Here is a 17,563-nt window from a genome sequence, read left to right on the forward strand (position 1 = left end):
CTTCCGGACGGCGGCGGGCGCCGCTGCCTTCACCTGCCTTCAGGGATGCGGAGCCAGGCTCTTACTTGACGCCGATGTTCAGGTAGTCGTACTCGCCCGAGAACGCCGAGGTGGAGACCACGTTGGTGGCGTTGTCCGGGCGGTACAGGAAGACCTTGAAGTAGGTCAGCGGGACGTAGACCGCCTGGTCCATGACCTTCTTGTCGACGTCGCCGTAGATCTTCTCGCGGGCCGTCTTGTCGGGGTTGATCGCGGCGTCGTCGAGCAGCTTGTTGACCGCGGGGTTGTCCAGCTGGGCCAGGTTGTTGTTGCCGGACGGCTTGATGGTGCGGCCGTCGACGATCTGCTGGAGGAAGCCGTAGCCGGTCGGCCAGTCGGCACCCCACTGCATCATCATCAGGCCGATGTTGTGCTCGGCCGCGAACTGCGGGGAGCCGGCGCTGTCCTGGAGGTACTTGCCCTGCGGGTACTGCTGGATCTCGGCGTTGATGCCGACCTTCTTCAGCGCGGCCTGGATCGAGGTGGCCGCGGCGACCTCGGTGGCGCGCTCGGTGCGGGCGGAGAGGACGGTGTTGATGCCGCCCTCCTTGCCGCAGGCCTTCAGGGCCTCCTTGGCCTTGGCCTCGTCGCCCTTGTTGTCCTTGGTCTCGTACGTGTTGAAGTCCTGGTGGCCCGGGATGTCCGGCGGGAGCACCGTGTTGGCGATCTGGCCGCGGATCGGGCCGCCGAGGGCGGTCTGCACCGAGACCTTGTCGACCGCGTACTGCACGGCCTTGCGGCACTCGATGTTGTCGAACGGCGCGAGCTTGGAGTTGATCGCCATGTAGACCAGGCGGCCGCCGTAGGCGTTGTCGGTGCTGGCCTTCAGCTTCTGGTTCTGGAGGATCTGCGCCTGGGTCTGCGGGTCGACGCCGCCGCCCACCAGGTCGACCTGGGCGTTGCCGGCCAGCAGGTCCTTGTCGATGGTGGACTGGTCGATGTTCATCCGGAGCACGATCTTGTCCGCGAGCTGCTTGCGGATCGGGTCGGTGCTCGCGTCCCAGTTGGTGTTCGGGACCAGGACGGCCTGCTTGCCGTCCTCGTAGGACTCGAACTTGTAGGAGCCCGAGGAGACGATCTTCTTCACGTACTCCGAGCCGGTGTCCTTGGCCTGCGGGACCGGCGCGGTCTGCGGGGCGCTGACCAGGTAGTCGAAGTCGGCGAAGGGCTGCTTCAGGTGGAAGACGATCGTGGTGTCGTCGGGCGTCTCGATCGAGTCGAGGCCGCCCTCCTTGTCCTTGTACGGGCCGGCGTACGGCGTGGCGTTGTCCACCAGGTGCTCGCGGAAGTAGACCGGGCCGTTGGAGTTCACGTCCAGCGCGTAGTTCGAGCGCTCGACGGCGTACTTGACGTCCTTCGAGGAGATCGGGGTGCCGTCGTCGTACTTCAGGCCCTTGCGCAGCTTGTACGTCCAGGTCAGGCCGTCCGCGCTGACCTGGCCCATCGACTCGGCGAGGTCGGGGACGAGCTTGTTGCCCTCGTCGCCCGGCGCCGGGTTGAAGGTGGTCAGCGAGCGGGCGTACAGGCGCGAGAAGTTGTAGATGTACGCGTAGTACGTGTTGCCCGGGTCGAGCGAGTCCGGGGTGCCCTTCATCTCGTAGGTGACCGTCCCGCCCTTCTTGTCCGAGGCGTTGACGATGCCCTTGGTGGCGGCGTTGGCGCCGGAGCCGCCTCCGGTGCCGGAGGACGAGGCGGAACCGGTGTCCTTCGACGAGCTGGTGCAACCGGTCACGACCAGGACGGCGGCGGCTGCGGCCGCGGTCAGGGCGACGGTACGGGACCTACGCATGGGTGAGATCAACCCCTTGGGGATGGGAGGCGGTGAAGGAGAGCCTTGACGGCGCATCACATGATGCGTGGTCATGTGCGGCGGAATCAGTTGCTCTTGGGATCGAGGGCGTCGCGAAGACCGTCGCCGAGCAGGTTGAAGGCGAGCACGGTGACGAAGATCGCCAGACCGGGGACCACCATGTACTGGGGGTCCACCTGGTAGTACCGGATCGCGTCCTGGAGCATCCCGCCCCAGGAGGCCTGCGGCGGCTGGATGCCGACGCCGAGGAAGCTCAGCCCCGCCTCGAAGAGGATGTTGGTCGGGATCAGCAGGGTCGAGTAGACCAGGATCGGACCGACCAGGTTGGGCAGCAGCTCCTTGAACAGGATGAACGGGCCGCGGGCGCCGAGGCTGCGGGCCGCGTGGACGAACTCCCGCTCGCGCAGCGAGAGCGTCTGGCCGCGCACGATCCGGCCCATGTAGGGCCAGTTGAAGAAGCCGATCACGAAGATCAGCACCAGCATGTGCAGCGGCAGGCCGTGCAGGCCGAAGGCTCCGCCCTGGAGCGAGGTCGAGATCGCGATGGCGAAGAGCAGCAGCGGGAAGGCCAGGAAGACGTCCATCACCCGGCTGATCACGGTGTCCACCCAGCCGCCGTAGTAGCCGGCCATGATGCCGAGCACGGTGCCGATGGTGTTGGACAGCAGGGTCGCGCCGAAGGCGACCAGCAGGGAGACCCAGGAGCCCTCGATGACGCGGGTGAGCAGGTCACGGCCCTGCAGCGGGTCGATGCCGAGCGGGTGTTCGAGGCTCATGCCGCCCCAGTCGCCGAACGGCAGACCGCCGAGGTCGGCGTCCAGCAGGTCCTGGTGGAGGGCGTCCGGGTCGAGCCCGAACATCGACTCGATCGGCTTGGCCAGCACGGCGAGCATGATCAGCAGGATCACCACGACGCCGCCGGCGACGGCGGCCTTGTCCCGCTTGAAGCGGGTCCAGGCGATCTGGCCGAGGGAGCGGCCCTCGATCTTCTTGGCCGGTCCGGCGGCGGCTGCTGCCTCCGGCTCGTTCCCGGCGGTGGTCACGGATGTCATGGTCAGTTGGTCCCCTCGCCGACGGTGGCCGGCCCACGGGTGCCGGTCGCCGTCTTCGGCGGTGCGGCTGCGGACGTGCGGAGGTGCTTAGGAGGAGCGGGTGTTGACGGCAGTGCGTCGTGCACAGGCACTGCCACCACGCGGGATGGGCGTCGCGTGGACGGGCTTGTCGGCGTGCGCGCTCACCTTTGTGGGGTTCCAGCACGCGCGGTGCGTTGCGCAGAACTCTCTGCCATCCGAACTGGCTTGCGCCAGCCCTGACAACCGACAGATGCCCAACTGTGATCTGCGTGCATGCACCTCCCCGATCTTCGGCATATACCTCTTCACATGGCTGTAACTGCCATGTCAAGATGACCGGGCCGCACATCCGGAAATTCGTCCGGAAAGCATCGAAGCCGACTTGACGGACAATCAAGTCGGCTTCGGAGAATGGGTTTTGGGATTCAGCGCCCGGGGTAGCCGGGCCACGGCCGCTGCGGCTGCTGCTGCCAGCCCTGCGCCGGCGGCTGGGTGCCGTACGCGTAGCCCGGCATCGACTGCCCGGGGTACGGCGGCGGGGGCACCGGCGGGTACGGGCCGGTCGGCGGGCGGCCCGCCTCCCGGTCGAAGAACGGCCGCGCGTTGGCGCGCATCCACAGCGCCACCGGGTCGTACTCGTCCGACATCGCCACCGTGGACACCGCGAGCCCCTCCGGGGCCACCGCGATCGCGCGCTGCATCAGCGCCCGCACCGCCTCCACCGCCGGCGGCGAACTCTCGTAGAGGTCAAGGCCGATGGCCAGGTACGGCTCCCCCACCGCGGGCTGCACCCAGGCCCGGCGCAGCGCCCGGACCGCGCGCACCTCGGCGGCCTGCCGCTCCAGCAGCGCGAAGAACGGCTGGGCGTTCAACTGCGGCTCGCTGAGCTTCAACGGCCCGGCCGGCAGCCGGTCCAGGCCCGCGGCGACCCGCCGGAGGTCCGCCCAGGGCACGCCGACGCCGCCGCCGGGGGCGTGCGGGTTGAGCCACAGGCCCCAGCGGGTGCGGTACAGCGAGGCCGCGATCTCCCGGCCGGAGACGACCTCGTGGGCCCGCGCCCAGCCGGAGGCGGTCAGCTGCTCGGGCGAGGTGACGGCCGGCGCGTAGCCGTGGCCGCTGATCTCCATGTTCCCGTACTGCGCGTCCGGGCTGCCCGGCGTGCCGTGCCACAGCAGCATCCAGACCCGGCCGTCCGCCAGCGCGTGCAGCAGCCGCTCGTACGCGTCGTAGCGCTCCGGCGCGACGTCGCGCAGGGCGCGCTCCAACGCGCCGGGATCAGCTCCCGGGCGCCCGGCCGGTGCCTGGCCCCAGGGCCCCGGCACACCGCCCGCTCCCGTTCCCGCACTCATGCGCCCACCTCGCCGCGCCTCTTTCCCTCAACCCGCCGACCCGTCGGCCGTCTGCACGCACCCTATGGCGCGGCACCGGCCACCGCCACGGCGACGTGCCTCTGATCCGGACCCGCTCACGCCCGCGTGTGGAAAGGCAGTACCCGGGTGAGCAGCCACTCGACCACCGGGTCGTCGGCGAGGTCGAGCAGTACGAGGTGGACGCCCCCGGGCAGCGGCGCGGTTCCCAGCGCTCGCCCGAGTGCCTCGTTCACCGCGGCCGGGTCGGCCGGGGCCGCCGGGTCCAACTGGACGCCCACGAACATCACGGTCGGTTCGCCCTCGATGCTGGCCAGCGCCCTGCGGGCGGTCAACACACCGGGCAGCGCCGACAGTTCGCTCCGGCAGGCGGCCAGGAAGTGCTCCGGGTCCTCGCCCGGCACCGGCTCGCGCAGCGCCACCCGGCCGCCGGTCGGCTCCGCGGCGCCCTCGGCCTGTTCCCAGCGGTCCTCGCGCGGGCCGCGGCGCAGCTCGGCGACCCCCTGCGGCGGCACCGGGAGGCCCACCGGCGCGTCCGGGTTCACCGCGATGCCGAGGCCCAGCGGCAGCCCGCGGGCGAACTCCCACACCGGCGCGATCGCGAAGGCCATCCCCGGCGCCTGCTGGAGGAACACCTCCTGCGAGGAGAACACCGGCACGTACGGGTCGCCGCCCAGCTCGATGGTCGGCAGGTCGAGCGCCTGGCCCTGCGGGTCGGCCCCGGCCGGCAGCGGCACCCACACCTGGCTGCGCGCCAGCACCTCGAACACCCGTGGGGTCGCGCCCGGGTCGCCCAGGGCCGCGGTCAGCACCTGCTCCAGTTCGTTGGCCGGCCAGGAGCCGCCCGCCGGCGCCTCCTCCGGTCCGCCCCACCCCTGCTGCTGCTCCACCGGGTACCCCATGCGCCGCCGATTCCGCCCTCTGCCGTCGGCCGCCCACTGCCGCACCGACGCGCAGCAGTCTAGAGGCGTGCGGGGGGTGTGGTCAGGACTCGTGTTCGGGTCCCGCGCGGTGTGACCGGGTCCCCCCTCCCCTCGTCGTCCGGGACGTGCCATGATGTGCCCGTCCGACGGCATGCGCCGCGGGCCCCCACAACTCCATACCGGCCGCTCGAACCCGCGCGGGAGAGCCCGGAGTGCCGCTCAGGCACAGCCGGCGCCGAAGGAGCAAGTCCTCCCCGGAATCTCTCAGGCACCCCTACCGCACGGGTTAGGCACATCTGGAAAGCGGCGCCCGGCCCTGTCGTGCGCCCACCCACGGTGCAAGCCGTCATGCTGTCCCCCAAGCTGGAAACGGCTGCGGGCGGCGGGGCGGTGAAGCTCTCAGGTTCGACGACAGATGGGGAGACCCACGCCGCCGCATGCCCGCGCGCAGGGTCGGCCCCCAGCGGGTCCGGTCCGGTGCGTGCACCCCTGAGTGCCCCGACCGAGGAGTTCCTGGCCATGTCGTCCCTCCGCCTGACCGCGCTCGACGCGCTGCACCGCGCCCTCGGCGCGACCATGACCGACTTCGCCGGCTGGGACATGCCGCTGCGCTACGGCAGCGAGCGCGAGGAGCACCTCGCCGTCCGCACCAAGGCCGGCCTGTTCGACCTCTCGCACATGGGCGAGATCACCGTCACCGGCCCGCAGGCCGGCGAGATGCTGGACCACGCCCTGGTCGGCTTCGTCTCCGCGCTGGGCGAGCTGCGCGCCCGCTACACCATGATCTGCGCCGAGGACGGCGGCATCCTGGACGACCTGATCGTCTACCGCCTGCGCGAGGACGCCTTCCTGGTCGTCGCCAACGCCTCCAACGCCCAGCTGGTCCTCGACGAGCTGATCGCCCGCGCCAAGGGCTTCGACGCCGTCGTCACCGACGACCGCGACACCTACGCGCTGATCGCCGTCCAGGGCCCGGAGGCCACCGGCATCCTGGCCGACACCACCGACGCCGACCTGCCCGGCCTGAAGTACTACGCGATCCTCCCGGCCTTCGTGGCCGACCGCGAGGTGCTGCTCGCCCGCACCGGCTACACCGGCGAGGACGGCTTCGAGATCTTCTGCCACCCGGCCGACGCCGAGCCGGTCTGGCAGGCGCTGACCGCCGCCGGCGCGGACCGCGGCCTGGTCCCCTGCGGCCTGTCCTGCCGCGACACGCTGCGCCTGGAGGCCGGCATGCCGCTGTACGGGCACGAGCTGTCCACCGACCTGACCCCGTTCGACGCCGGCCTGGGCCGGGTCGTCCGCTTCGACAAGACCACCAACGAGGGCGCCTTCGTCGGCCGCAAGGCCCTGGAGGCGGCCGCCGCCGCGGCCGAGACCAACCCGCCGAAGGTGCTGGTCGGCCTGGTCTCCGACGGCAAGCGGGTGCCGCGCGCCGAGTACACCGTGGTCTCCACCGAGGGCGAGCCGATCGGCCGGATCACCTCCGGCGCGCCGTCCCCGACCCTGGGGCAGCCGATCGCGATGGCCTACGTCGACGCCGCCCACGCCGCCCCCGGCACCACCGTCGCGGTGGACGTGCGCGGCAAGCACGAGCCCGTCAGGGTCGTGGCGCTGCCGTTCTACAAGCGCGCCCGCTGACCCCTCGCACGCCCCCCGTTTTCCCATACGCGCACGTCGCAGCCGTCCGCGCGGCGGCCCGCTTCGTCGTACCCGCTTCCCATCCTGGAGAATGACGCCATGAGCAACCCCCAGCACCTTCAGTACACCAAGGAGCACGAGTGGCTGACGGCCGCCGTGGACGGTGTCTCCACGATCGGTATCACCAAGCACGCCGCGGACGCGCTCGGTGACATCGTCTACGTGCAGCTGCCCGAGGTCGGCGAGACCGTGACCGCCGGCGAGACCTGTGGCGAGCTGGAGTCCACCAAGTCGGTCAGCGACCTGTTCTCCCCGGTGACCGGCGAGGTCACCGAGGTCAACCCGGACGTCCTGGACAACAACGCCCTCGTCAACAGCGACCCCTTCGAGGGCGGCTGGCTGTTCAAGGTGCGCGTCGAGGCCACCGACGAGCTGCTCAGCGCCGACGAGTACGACGCGCTCACCAACCCCCAGGGCTGAGCCCCCGACGGGACGGGCCGCCGCACCGCGGTCCGTCCCGCCCTGGCCCCTTTCCCTCCTCCTCCCGGGAAGACCACACCATGACTGTTCTCAACCAGTCCCTGCACGCCCTCGACCCGGAGATCGCCGCCGCGGTCGACGCCGAGCTGCACCGCCAGCAGACCACCCTGGAGATGATCGCCTCCGAGAACTTCGCCCCGGTGGCGGTCATGGAGGCCCAGGGCTCGGTGCTCACCAACAAGTACGCGGAGGGCTACCCCGGCCGCCGCTACTACGGTGGCTGCGAGCACGTCGACGTGGTCGAGCAGATCGCGATCGACCGCATCAAGGCCCTGTTCGGGGCCGAGCACGCCAACGTCCAGCCGCACTCCGGCGCGCAGGCCAACGCCGCCGCGATGTTCGCGCTGATCCAGCCGGGCGACACCATCCTGGGCCTGAGCCTGGCCCACGGCGGTCACCTGACCCACGGCATGAAGATCAACTTCTCCGGCAAGCTCTACAACGTGGCCGCGTACCACGTGGACGAGAAGACCGGCCAGGTCGACATGGCCGAGGTCGAGCGCCTCGCCAAGGAGCACCAGCCGAAGCTGATCATCGCCGGCTGGTCCGCCTACCCGCGCCAGCTCGACTTCGCCGCGTTCCGCCGGATCGCCGACGAGGTCGGCGCGCTGCTCATGGTGGACATGGCGCACTTCGCCGGCCTGGTGGCCGCCGGGCTGCACCCGAACCCGGTGCCCTACGCGGACGTGGTCACCACCACGACCCACAAGACCCTGGGCGGCCCGCGCGGCGGCGTCATCCTGTCCAAGGCCGAGTTCGCCAAGAAGATCAACTCCGCGGTCTTCCCCGGCCAGCAGGGCGGCCCGCTGGAGCACGTGATCGCCGGCAAGGCGGTCGCCTTCAAGGTCGCGGCCTCCGAGGAGTTCAAGGAGCGCCAGCAGCGCACCCTGGACGGCGCCCGCATCCTCGCCGAGCGCCTGCTCCAGGCCGACGTGGCCGAGGCCGGCGCCAGCGTGCTCTCCGGCGGCACCGACGTCCACCTGGTCCTGGTCGACCTGCGCAACAGCCAGCTCGACGGCCAGCAGGCCGAGGACCGGCTGCACGAGGTCGGCATCACCGTCAACCGCAACGCCATCCCGAACGACCCGCGCCCGCCGATGGTCACCTCGGGCCTGCGCATCGGCACCCCGGCCCTGGCCACCCGCGGCTTCCAGGCCGAGGACTTCCGCGAGGTCGCCGACATCATCGCCGAGGCGCTCAAGCCCGCCTTCGACGAGACCGTCGCCGACGCGCTGAAGGCCCGGGTCTCCGCCCTGGCCGCGAAGTACCCGCTCTACCCGAACCTCTGATCACTCCGGTGATCGTTCGGGCGGGGTGACCGGCCTCACCCCTCCGGCGTACCAGGCACCCCGGGGCACCGCGCACACTGGAAGTGCGCGCGGTGCCCCGTCCCGTGTCGGCCCCTCCCTGCCCGCAAGTCCTTCCACGAGACCAGACAAGGACGTCCCCCGTGGCCATCAGCGTCTTCGACCTCTTCTCCATCGGCATCGGCCCGTCGAGCTCCCACACCGTGGGCCCGATGCGCGCCGCCCGGATGTTCGCCCGCCGACTGCGCACCGAGGACCTGCTGGACCGGGTGACGGGCGTACGGGCCGAGCTGTACGGCTCGCTCGGCGCCACCGGCCACGGCCACGGCACCCCGAAGGCCGTCCTGCTCGGCCTGGAGAACGCCTCGCCCCGCACCGTCGACGTCGACCAGGCCGACAAGGACGTCGAGCGGATCCTCGCCGAGAAGCGGATCAACCTGCTCGGCGAGCACCCGATCGACTTCGACCCCGACACCCAGCTGGTCCTGCACCGCCGCCGCTCGCTGCCGTACCACGCCAACGGGATGACCCTGTGGGCGTACGCGGCGGACGGCTCGACCCTGCTGGAGAAGACCTACTACTCGGTCGGCGGCGGCTTCGTGGTGGACGAGGACGCGATCGGCGCGGACCGGGTCAAGCCCGACGACACCGTGCTGAAGTACCCCTTCCGCACCGGCGACGAGCTGCTGCGGCTCAGCCGGGAGACCGGGCTGTCGATCTCCGGCCTGATGCTGGAGAACGAGAAGGCCTGGCGCAGCGAGGAGGAGATCCGGACCGGTCTGCTGGAGATCTGGTCCGTGATGCAGGAGTGCGTGCGGGCCGGCATGTCCCGCGAGGGCATCCTGCCGGGCGGGCTGAAGGTCCGCCGCCGGGCCGCCTCGGGTGCCCGCGCGCTGCGCGCCGAGGGCATCGGGCCGGCCAACGCGATGGAGTGGGTGACCCTCTACGCGATGGCCGTGAACGAGGAGAACGCCTCCGGCCGCCGGGTCGTCACCGCGCCGACCAACGGCGCCGCCGGGATCATCCCGGCCGTCCTGCACTACTACCTGAACTTCATCCCGGGCGCCGACGACGACGGCATCGTCCGCTTCCTGCTCGCCGCCGGCGCCATCGGCATGCTCTTCAAGGAGAACGCCTCCATCTCCGGCGCCGAGGTCGGCTGCCAGGGCGAGGTCGGCTCCGCCTGCTCGATGGCCGCGGGCGGCCTCGCCGAGGTCCTCGGCGGCACCCCCGAGCAGGTCGAGAACGCCGCCGAGATCGGCATCGAGCACAACCTCGGCCTCACCTGCGACCCGGTCGGCGGCCTGGTCCAGATCCCCTGCATCGAGCGCAACGGCATGGCCTCCGTCAAGGCCGTCACCGCGGCCCGGATGGCGCTGCGCGGCGACGGACGGCACCACGTCTCGCTGGACAAGGCGATCAAGACGATGAAGGAGACCGGGGCCGACATGAAGATCAAGTACAAGGAGACCTCGCGCGGCGGGCTCGCCGTCAACGTCATCGAGTGCTGAGCTGACCGGCTTTTCCGCAGGCCCCCGGGCGGTCCCCCGTTCCGCCCGGGGGCCTGCGCGTGCTCCGGATCACCCGGCCGTGGCCGCCTTCGCGGGGGTGTCGGCCGGCTCCGGCTCCGGGTCTGGCTTCGTCGGCTCGGGCTCGGGCTTCGGCGGCTTGATCTCCCTGGCCGCTCCCTGCTGCGGGCGCACCAGGCAGGCGAGGGCCGTCGCCGCGGCCGCCAGCAGCACCCCGCCCACGACCGTGCCGTGCAGGCCGCCGGTGACCGCCGCCCCGACGGCGTCGCGAACCTCGGCCGGGAGGCCGTCGAGGGAGGCCGGGGTCAGCCCGCCGCCGGTGAGCCGGCCGGCCTCGGCGGCCCCGAGGCGCTCCGTGAGGGAGTCGGTGAGCCGCGCCGTGTAGACCGCGCCGAGCGCCGCCATGCCGAGCGAGCCGCCGATGCTCCGCAGCAGCGTGACCACGCCCATCGCCGCGCCCATGTCCTGCGGCCGGACCGCCCCCATCGAGGTCAGCAGGGTGCTCTGCATCACCAGGCCGAGGCCGATCCCGGCGACGGCCGTGAGGGCCGAGGCCACGGCGATCGGGGTGTCGGTGCGCAGGAGCAGCAGCAGCGCGCCGCCGGCCAGGGTGACCGCGCCGCCCAGCAGCGGGTAGCGCCGCTCGCCGCCGGGCCGGCCCATCAGCCGCGCCGTCACCAGCTGGGTGCCCATCATGCCGAGCATCAGCGGCAGCAGGAGCAGCCCGCCGGCGGTGGGCGAGGCGCCCCGGGCCAGCTGCAGGTAGAGCGGCAGGTAGCCGACCAGGGCGATCATCACCGCGCCGGTGAGGAAGCCGAGCATCTGCGCCACCGTGAAGTTGCGGTCGCGGAACAGCGCGGGCGGGATCAGCGGCCCGGGGGCGCGCAGTTCGGTCCGGGCGAACCAGCCCAGCGCGACCACCGCGACGAGCGCCGTGCCGAGGAGCACCGGGGAGGTCCAGGAGTAGGCGGTGCCGCCCCAGCTGCTCACCAGGGTGAGCGCGAGGATGCCGGTGGTCAGCAGGGCGACCCCGGCCCAGTCGAACGGGGCGCGCACCCGCTCCGTCCGCAGCCGTACCCCGACGCCGACCGCGAGCAGCGCGACCAGCCCGACCGGCAGGTTGACGTAGAAGGCCCAGCGCCAGCTCAGCCGTTCGGTGAGGAAGCCGCCGAGCAGCGGTCCGCCGACGAAGGCGATCGGCATCAGCACGCCGACCACCGACTGCACCCGCGCCCGGTCGGAGGCGGGGACGAGCACCCCGATCACCGAGAGCGCGCCGACCATCAGCCCGCCCGCGCCGATCCCCTGGAGGCCCCGGAAGGCGATCAACTGCCCCATGTCCTGGGCGAGTCCGGCCAGCACCGAGCCGGCCAGGAACACCACCACCGCCCACTGGTAGGCGCCCTTGCGCCCGTACAGGTCGCCGAGCCGGCCCCAGAGCGGGGTGGCGGCGGCGGAGGTCAGCAGGTAGGCGGTGACCGCCCAGGAGAGGTGCTCCAGCCCGCCGAGGTCGCCGACGATGGTCGGCAGCGCGGTGCCGATGATCTGGCCGTCGAGGGCCGAGAGGAAGATGCCGAGCATCAGTCCGACGACGCCGAGCAGCGGCGGCTTGGGCCGCTCGTCGGCCTGCTCCTTGTTTTGGCCCCCGCTCTGTTCCGTGGCCATGCCGTCCGCCCCCTTCCCCGGCTCAGGCCGCGAACGGGCGGGCCCGGCGGGCGTCCCGCAGCGCCTGCGCCCACCAGGTGAGCTGGTCGAGCATGGTCTTGGCGGCGGTGTCGGCGGCCGGGTCGATCGCCCTGCCCTCGGCGTCGAAGCACTGCGAGGCGCCGTGGAAACTGACCGTGTTGCGGATCGTGGCGGCGTTCAGCTCGGCCATCACCACCCGCAGCTGCTCGACCGCCCGCAGGCCGCCGGACAGGCCGCCGTACGAGACGAAGCCGACCGGCTTGCCGTGCCACTGCCGGTTGTGCCAGTCGATGGCGTTCTTCAGCGGGGCCGGGAAGCTGTGGTTGTACTCGGGCGTGACGATCACGAAGGCGTCGGCCGCCTCCAGCCGGGGCGACACGGCGGCCAGCAGCGCGGCGTCGTCCGGCGAGAGTTCGCCGCCGAAGGACGGGAAGGTGACGGGCAGCGGGGTCTCCACCAGGTCGATCCGGTCGGCGGTCAGGTCGCCGCGCGCTTCGAGGTGGCCGAGCAGCCAGTCGGCGACCACCGGGCCGAAACGGCCGTCGCGGGTGCTGCCGACGAGGACGGCGACCTTCAGGTTCTGCTCGTTGGACGCCTGCTCGTTGGACTTCTGCTCCGTGGACATGGGAGTCCCCCTCCGGGATGGCTGATGTGTACGGCGTATCCGTCTCGAATACAACGTACACATCGACGTGTACGGCGTCCACTGCCGATACGCCGTACACAGGAGGGTGCTACGGTGGGACCGACCCCCAGTCGGAAGGAGCCCGCCCCCATGCCCGCTCAGCAGGCCCCCACCGGGGACACCCCCGCCGGCGACGACAGGCCCCCGGCGTCACTCTGGGAACGCCTGGACCGCCCGGCCCCCGCCCCGCGCACCACCCTGACCCCGCAGCGGATCGCCGAGGCCGCCGTCGCCGTCGCCGACGCCGAGGGCCTGGACGCCGTCACCATGCGCCGGCTCGCCGCCAAACTCGGCGTCGCCCCGATGGCCGCCTACCGGTACGTCTCCGGCAAGGACGAACTCATCGAGCTGATGGTCGACTTCGTCTACGGCCGACTCCCCCTGGACGCCGCCCCCGCCGAGGACTGGCGGGAGACCATGCGCGCCCTCGCCCTCCACCTGCGGGCCATGCACCTGGCCCACCCGTGGACCGTCCGGGCGGCCACCCCGTTCTCCCTCAGCCCGAACCAACTCGCCGTCCCCGAGCACGCGTTCGCCGCCCTGGCCGAGCACGGCCTGGACGCCGACACCACCATGGCGGTGTTCCGCACCGTCACCGGCTACGTCCACGGCTCGGTCGCCACCGAGGTCACCCTGAACACCCTGCGCCGCGAGCGCGGCTGGTCCGACGGCGACCAGACCCGGGCCGGCCTCGCCCCCCGGATGACCTGGCTGATGGGCACCGGCCGCTACCCCAACTACCAGCGCTACCTCCACGCGGCCACCCGCAAGGACGACCCCGACTGGCAGTTCGAAACCGGCCTCGACTGCGTCCTCGACGGCATCGCCGCCCACTTCGCCCTCTGACCGGGCCGCTCACGGAGTGGGAAGTCGGCCAGTCCGACTTCCCACTCCGCCGCCTCTTACTTGCCGGCCGCCCCGGCCCCCAGCCGCGCGGCGACGGCACCCAGCCGGCCCATCGCGCGGGCCACGCCCAGGCCGTCCATGTAGTCCCGCACGTGCACCAGCAGGCCGTCCCGGGCGCGCATCACCAGCAGGCCAGGCACGGTGAACGGCTCCCCGGTGGTGGCGAGCGTCCCGACCACCTGCTGCTCGACGGTCAGCACCTCCGGGTCGGCACCCGGGTGGACGGCCACCTCCCGGATCTCCCGCGGCCGCGCCGCACTCGCACCCCAGGCGGCCCGGTAGCCGGCCCGGATCTCCTCCCGCCCCCGGTACCGCTCCGGCATCCCGGGGAACAGGAACGGGAACTCGTGCACCCCATCCTCGGCGTACAGCTCTGCGAGGGCGTCCGCGTCCAGGTCGAGCATCGCCCGCCGGTAGCGGACGAGCAGGTCGAGCGGGCTGGGCGTGGCGGAATCCGGCATGACGGCGGCCCCTTCGGCAGCGGACGGGGACGCCAGAATCCCTCTGCGGCAATCGACTTGGCCCCCGCGCATCGATCGATGGCCCCAACCCTAGCCGCCGGAAGTCGGCTCCCCCTCGACGACCTGACAGCCGCCGCGCCCCCGCAGGCTTCGCCCGGCACCGAGGGGCCGTCCTCGTACCCCGGGATCGGCACCTGCGAGTCCTGCGCTCCGTTCACGGCCCTCGGTCAACCAGCCGCGCTGCACAGGAAGTCGGCCGGTCCGACTTCCTGTACGGCGGCAGCCGCCGACAACGCCTACCCGGCCGGCCGCTCGCCGGCGAGGACCAGGCGGTAGCCGTAGTCCATGCTGTCCCGGTCGAGCAGGTCGGCGTACCGCCGGTGCCACGCCCCCGAGGCGAGGTCGGCCCGCAGCCGCTCGACGGCCGGCTCGACCACCTCCGGTGGCAGCTGCGCGAAGGTCGAACTGGCCTGCCGGACCATCGGGTCCAGGTAGTGCTCGGGCCGCCGCCAGTGGGCGATCTGGAAGCCATCGGTGAAGTCCCAGGGGACGGGGAAGGGCAGCACGGTGTGCGCGTCCAGGGCCTCCACCACCTCCTCCAGCGGCGTGAAGCGGGAGTCCTCCAACTCCCTGATCTCCGGCAGGTAGTCCTCCAGCAGCCACAGCTGCGGCCGGTGCGCCGGGTCCCAGGTGAACACCGCCTGCCGCCGCGCGACCCGCCGCAGCTCGGCCAGCCCGCGCCGCGGGTCCGACCAGTGGTGGACGGTCAGGACGGCCATCGCCGCGTCGAACGCACCGTCCTCGAAGGGCAGTTGCTCGGCCGAGGCCTTGACCTTCCGCTCCCCCGGATGCTGGTCGAGCATGACCTGCGACGGGTCGACGGCCGTGACCTCGGCGTCCTCCGGCTCGTACGATCCAGCCCCCGCACCGACGTTGACCACCGTGCGCGCTCCCCGCAGCGCCAACCCGATCAACGCGTGCAGCCGCGGATCGGGCCGACGGACCTGCCGGTACCCGACGCCGATCCGGTCGTACCTCGCCGTCCGGCTCTCCTGCCCCGCGTGTCCCATCCGACCAGCCCATCAAACGGGACCACCGGAGGCAACCGCTTCGCGTGAACCCGCACCGACGGGGGAGGCCGTGGCGGTACCGTCGGCCGCATGACCGAACTCAGCGACTGGACCTACGTGGTGACCGACATCGAGGTGGACGGCCCGTGGCCGGGACCGAACTCGATGCGGTCCTTCGCGTCCGTGGCCACGACCATGGACGGCCGGATCTTCGGCGAGTTCGAAGCCGTCCTCGAACCGCTTCCCGGATCGGCCCCGAACCCGCGCACGAAGGAATGGTTCGACTCCGAGCCGGGCGCCTGGGAGGCCGCGACGACGAACCCGGAGCCCGTCACCGATGTCATGACCAGGTACGTCGAGTGGGTCCGGTCCCTGCCCGGCCGGCGGGCGTTCGCCGCGGCACCCCTGTCGTTCGACGGAACCTGGATCGACTACTACCTGCGCCGGTTCACCTCCTTCGGACTGCACCAGGGCCCCTACGAGCAGGATCTCCTCTTCCACGGCCCGGCCCTGTGCCTGCGCTCGTACACGGCGGCACTGACCGGCCGACCGCCCGCGGACCTCCCGGCACCGGCACTGCCCCCGCACTGGCTCGGCGGCGTGCGGCACACCCACAAGGCCCTCGACGACGCGCGCGGCTTCGCCGAGCTGCTGCACTTCCTCACCCGGAACTCCGGGACGCCCGCCATCACCTTCGACACCTGAGGACCACCCCGCGACCACCGGTCCCCGGTCACGCCTCCAGAAACGGCGGGGCATCCCTCCCTCCCCCCACCACGAGTGCCCCGAGGCCCTCGCGCGAGAAGTCGGCCAGCCCGACTTCTCGCGCAGACCAACACTCCCTACCACCACCCCGGAAGCACCACGAAGGCCAACCCCCGGCCAGAACAGCGAGCCCACGACGGCAACTCGCCCTCGCAGACCACATGCGGCACCCCGACCAGTTCGAGCAGGAACGGCACCGTGGGAGCCGCCGCCTCGCCGACAACGAACCCCAGCGCGCAGACGACATCGGCCAGTTCACCAACAGCCCTGCGGGCCGCCCCCTCCTCCCCACAGCCGATCCGGGACGGCAACAGGAGAACGCGCCCGGCCAAAGCCCCCGCCACATCGCGCAACTCACCCCAACGAACCTCGAGAACCACCCTCCGCAACCTCCCCCACCACGAGCGACCCAGGGCCCTCGCGTGAGAAGTCGGCCGGTCCGACTTCTCACGCAGCCCAGCACTCCCTACCGCCGACCCTGGAGCACCAGGAAGGCCGCGCCCAGCCAGGGCAGCAAGCCCACAACCGACCAACCCACCAGGACGGCCCTCCTCACGGCCGCCTCCAAGCCGGGCTGCGGCCGACAGCTCACGCCGTACCGGCCGACCGACGCATCCCGCAGCTCACCCCGGCGGACCGCGAAAACCGCCCTCCGCAGACTTCCTGCGCCACGAGTACCCCGAGGTCATCACGCGAGAAGTCGGCCGGTCCGACTTCTCGCGCAGACCAACACTCCTACCGCCACCCCGGAAGCACCAGGAAGGCCAACCCTCCAGCCAGGACGGCAAGCCCACGACCGACCAGCCCACCTGAACGGCCCTCCTCACGGCCGCCTCCAAGCCGGGCTGCGGCCGACAGCTCACGCCGTACCGGCCGACCGGCGCCCCCGTCGCATCACATAGCCCTCCCCATCAGACCCCGAGAACCATCCTCCGCAGCCTCCCCCCACCGCGAGTAGCCCGAGGCCCTCGCGCGAGAAGTCGGCCAGCCCGACTTCTCGCGCAGACCAACGCCCCACCGGCGCCTCGGAAGCGCCAGGAAGGCCAACCCTCCAGCCAGGACGGCAAGCCCACGACCGACCAGCCCGCCTGGACGGCCCTCCTCGCGGCCGCCTCCAAACCGGGCTGCGGCCGACAGCTCGCCGCCCGGATCCCGCAGCTCACCCCGGCGGCCCCCGAAAACCGCCCCAGCAGCCTTCCCGCACCACGAGTGCCCCGGGACCCGCGCGTGAGAAGTCGGCCGGTCCGACTTCTCGCGCGGGCCGACGCACCAACCGGAAAGCCGGGAGCATCAGGAAAGCCGACCCTCCGGCGAGGACGGCGAGCCCGCAACCGACCAGCCCACCTCGCGACCGCCTCCGACAACTCGCCGTTGCCGACCACATGCGGCACCCCGACCAGTCCGAGCAGGAACGGCACCGTGGGAGCCGTCGCCTCGCCGACAACGAACCCCAGCGCGCAGACGGCATCGGCCAGTTCACCGACAGACCTGCGGGCCGCGCCCTCGTCCCCGTAGGCGATCCGGGACAGCAACAGGGGAACGCGGTCGGCCGGAGCCCCTTTCGCATCACGCGGTTCTCCCCAGCTGACCCCGGAAACCGCCCTCCGCAGAGTTCCCGCACCGCGAGCGAACCGGGGCCCTCGCGCGAGAAGTCGGCCGGTCCGACTTCTCGCGCGGCCCAACGTTCCTGCCGGCGGGCCAGGAGCCCCCGGGAGGGCCCGGCGGCGGGGCCCCCGCCCCCCCCACCCCCCCGGCCCACAG

The 17,563-nt window shown here is 72.0% G+C and carries 15 protein-coding genes and 1 riboswitch; of the genes, 6 read left to right on the top strand and 9 right to left on the bottom strand.

Going from position 1 to position 17,563, the window contains the following annotated elements:
- Nucleotides 1-61 precede the first annotated feature (61 nt).
- The 4 genes from ACFRQN_RS32635 to ACFRQN_RS32650 form a co-directional block, all read right to left on the bottom strand.
- Nucleotides 62-1,828 (bottom strand): ABC transporter substrate-binding protein, encoded by a 1,767-nt coding sequence (locus tag ACFRQN_RS32635; RefSeq protein WP_074001488.1) that lies wholly within the window; start codon nt 1,826-1,828, stop codon nt 62-64.
- A gap of 86 nt (nt 1,829-1,914) precedes the next feature.
- Nucleotides 1,915-2,901, bottom strand: a complete 987-nt coding sequence (locus ACFRQN_RS32640) for an ABC transporter permease (RefSeq protein WP_049649099.1) — start codon at nt 2,899-2,901, stop codon at nt 1,915-1,917.
- Between the two features lie 446 nt (nt 2,902-3,347).
- Complete coding sequence (locus ACFRQN_RS32645; protein ID WP_079271895.1) at nt 3,348-4,271, bottom strand: enhanced serine sensitivity protein SseB C-terminal domain-containing protein; 924 nt, start codon at nt 4,269-4,271, stop codon at nt 3,348-3,350.
- Between the two features lie 116 nt (nt 4,272-4,387).
- Nucleotides 4,388-5,191, bottom strand: a complete 804-nt coding sequence (locus ACFRQN_RS32650) for an enhanced serine sensitivity protein SseB C-terminal domain-containing protein (protein ID WP_117489618.1) — start codon at nt 5,189-5,191, stop codon at nt 4,388-4,390.
- Between the two features lie 209 nt (nt 5,192-5,400).
- A riboswitch (glycine riboswitch) is annotated at nt 5,401-5,502 on the top strand.
- Between the two features lie 229 nt (nt 5,503-5,731).
- Between ACFRQN_RS32650 and gcvT the strand changes: the two genes are divergently transcribed.
- From gcvT to ACFRQN_RS32670, 4 genes are all read left to right on the top strand, one after another.
- Complete coding sequence (gcvT, locus tag ACFRQN_RS32655) at nt 5,732-6,853, top strand: glycine cleavage system aminomethyltransferase GcvT (RefSeq protein WP_049649097.1); 1,122 nt, start codon at nt 5,732-5,734, stop codon at nt 6,851-6,853.
- A gap of 99 nt (nt 6,854-6,952) precedes the next feature.
- Nucleotides 6,953-7,333, top strand: coding sequence for a glycine cleavage system protein GcvH (gene gcvH / locus ACFRQN_RS32660; RefSeq protein ID WP_049649096.1), 381 nt, complete (start codon nt 6,953-6,955; stop codon nt 7,331-7,333).
- Nucleotides 7,334-7,413: 80 nt separating this feature from the next.
- Entirely contained in the window at nt 7,414-8,682 is a 1,269-nt protein-coding gene (gene glyA, locus ACFRQN_RS32665) for a serine hydroxymethyltransferase (protein ID WP_049649095.1), read from the top strand.
- A gap of 161 nt (nt 8,683-8,843) precedes the next feature.
- A complete protein-coding gene (locus tag ACFRQN_RS32670) occupies nt 8,844-10,211 on the top strand; it encodes an L-serine ammonia-lyase (protein ID WP_117489616.1) in 1,368 nt (455 codons plus the stop codon).
- Nucleotides 10,212-10,280: 69 nt separating this feature from the next.
- Here ACFRQN_RS32670 and ACFRQN_RS32675 read toward each other — a convergent pair whose 3' ends face one another.
- Nucleotides 10,281-11,894 carry an MDR family MFS transporter gene (locus ACFRQN_RS32675; RefSeq protein ID WP_380743969.1) on the bottom strand — a complete coding sequence of 538 codons (1,614 nt, stop codon included), beginning with the start codon at nt 11,892-11,894 and terminating at the stop codon, nt 10,281-10,283.
- 22 nt (nt 11,895-11,916) lie between these two features.
- On the bottom strand, nt 11,917-12,540 hold the full coding sequence (locus tag ACFRQN_RS32680; protein WP_380743971.1) for an NADPH-dependent FMN reductase: 624 nt from the start codon (nt 12,538-12,540) through the stop codon (nt 11,917-11,919).
- Nucleotides 12,541-12,690: 150 nt separating this feature from the next.
- Between ACFRQN_RS32680 and ACFRQN_RS32685 the strand changes: the two genes are divergently transcribed.
- Nucleotides 12,691-13,446 carry a TetR/AcrR family transcriptional regulator gene (locus ACFRQN_RS32685; RefSeq protein WP_380743973.1) on the top strand — a complete coding sequence of 252 codons (756 nt, stop codon included), beginning with the start codon at nt 12,691-12,693 and terminating at the stop codon, nt 13,444-13,446.
- Between the two features lie 56 nt (nt 13,447-13,502).
- Here ACFRQN_RS32685 and ACFRQN_RS32690 read toward each other — a convergent pair whose 3' ends face one another.
- Both ACFRQN_RS32690 and ACFRQN_RS32695 read right to left on the bottom strand, forming a co-directional pair.
- Complete coding sequence (locus ACFRQN_RS32690) at nt 13,503-13,967, bottom strand: nuclear transport factor 2 family protein (RefSeq protein WP_380743975.1); 465 nt, start codon at nt 13,965-13,967, stop codon at nt 13,503-13,505.
- A gap of 296 nt (nt 13,968-14,263) precedes the next feature.
- On the bottom strand, nt 14,264-15,037 hold the full coding sequence (locus tag ACFRQN_RS32695; RefSeq protein ID WP_380743977.1) for a class I SAM-dependent methyltransferase: 774 nt from the start codon (nt 15,035-15,037) through the stop codon (nt 14,264-14,266).
- A gap of 90 nt (nt 15,038-15,127) precedes the next feature.
- Between ACFRQN_RS32695 and ACFRQN_RS32700 the strand changes: the two genes are divergently transcribed.
- On the top strand, nt 15,128-15,742 hold the full coding sequence (locus ACFRQN_RS32700; protein WP_380743979.1) for a hypothetical protein: 615 nt from the start codon (nt 15,128-15,130) through the stop codon (nt 15,740-15,742).
- Between the two features lie 137 nt (nt 15,743-15,879).
- Here ACFRQN_RS32700 and ACFRQN_RS32705 read toward each other — a convergent pair whose 3' ends face one another.
- Nucleotides 15,880-16,182 (bottom strand): hypothetical protein, encoded by a 303-nt coding sequence (locus tag ACFRQN_RS32705; RefSeq protein ID WP_380743981.1) that lies wholly within the window; start codon nt 16,180-16,182, stop codon nt 15,880-15,882.
- Between the last annotated feature and the right edge of the window lie 1,381 nt (nt 16,183-17,563).

The organism is Kitasatospora sp. NPDC056800, from assembly GCF_042789775.1.
In the GTDB taxonomy this organism is placed as follows: domain Bacteria; phylum Actinomycetota; class Actinomycetes; order Streptomycetales; family Streptomycetaceae; genus Kitasatospora.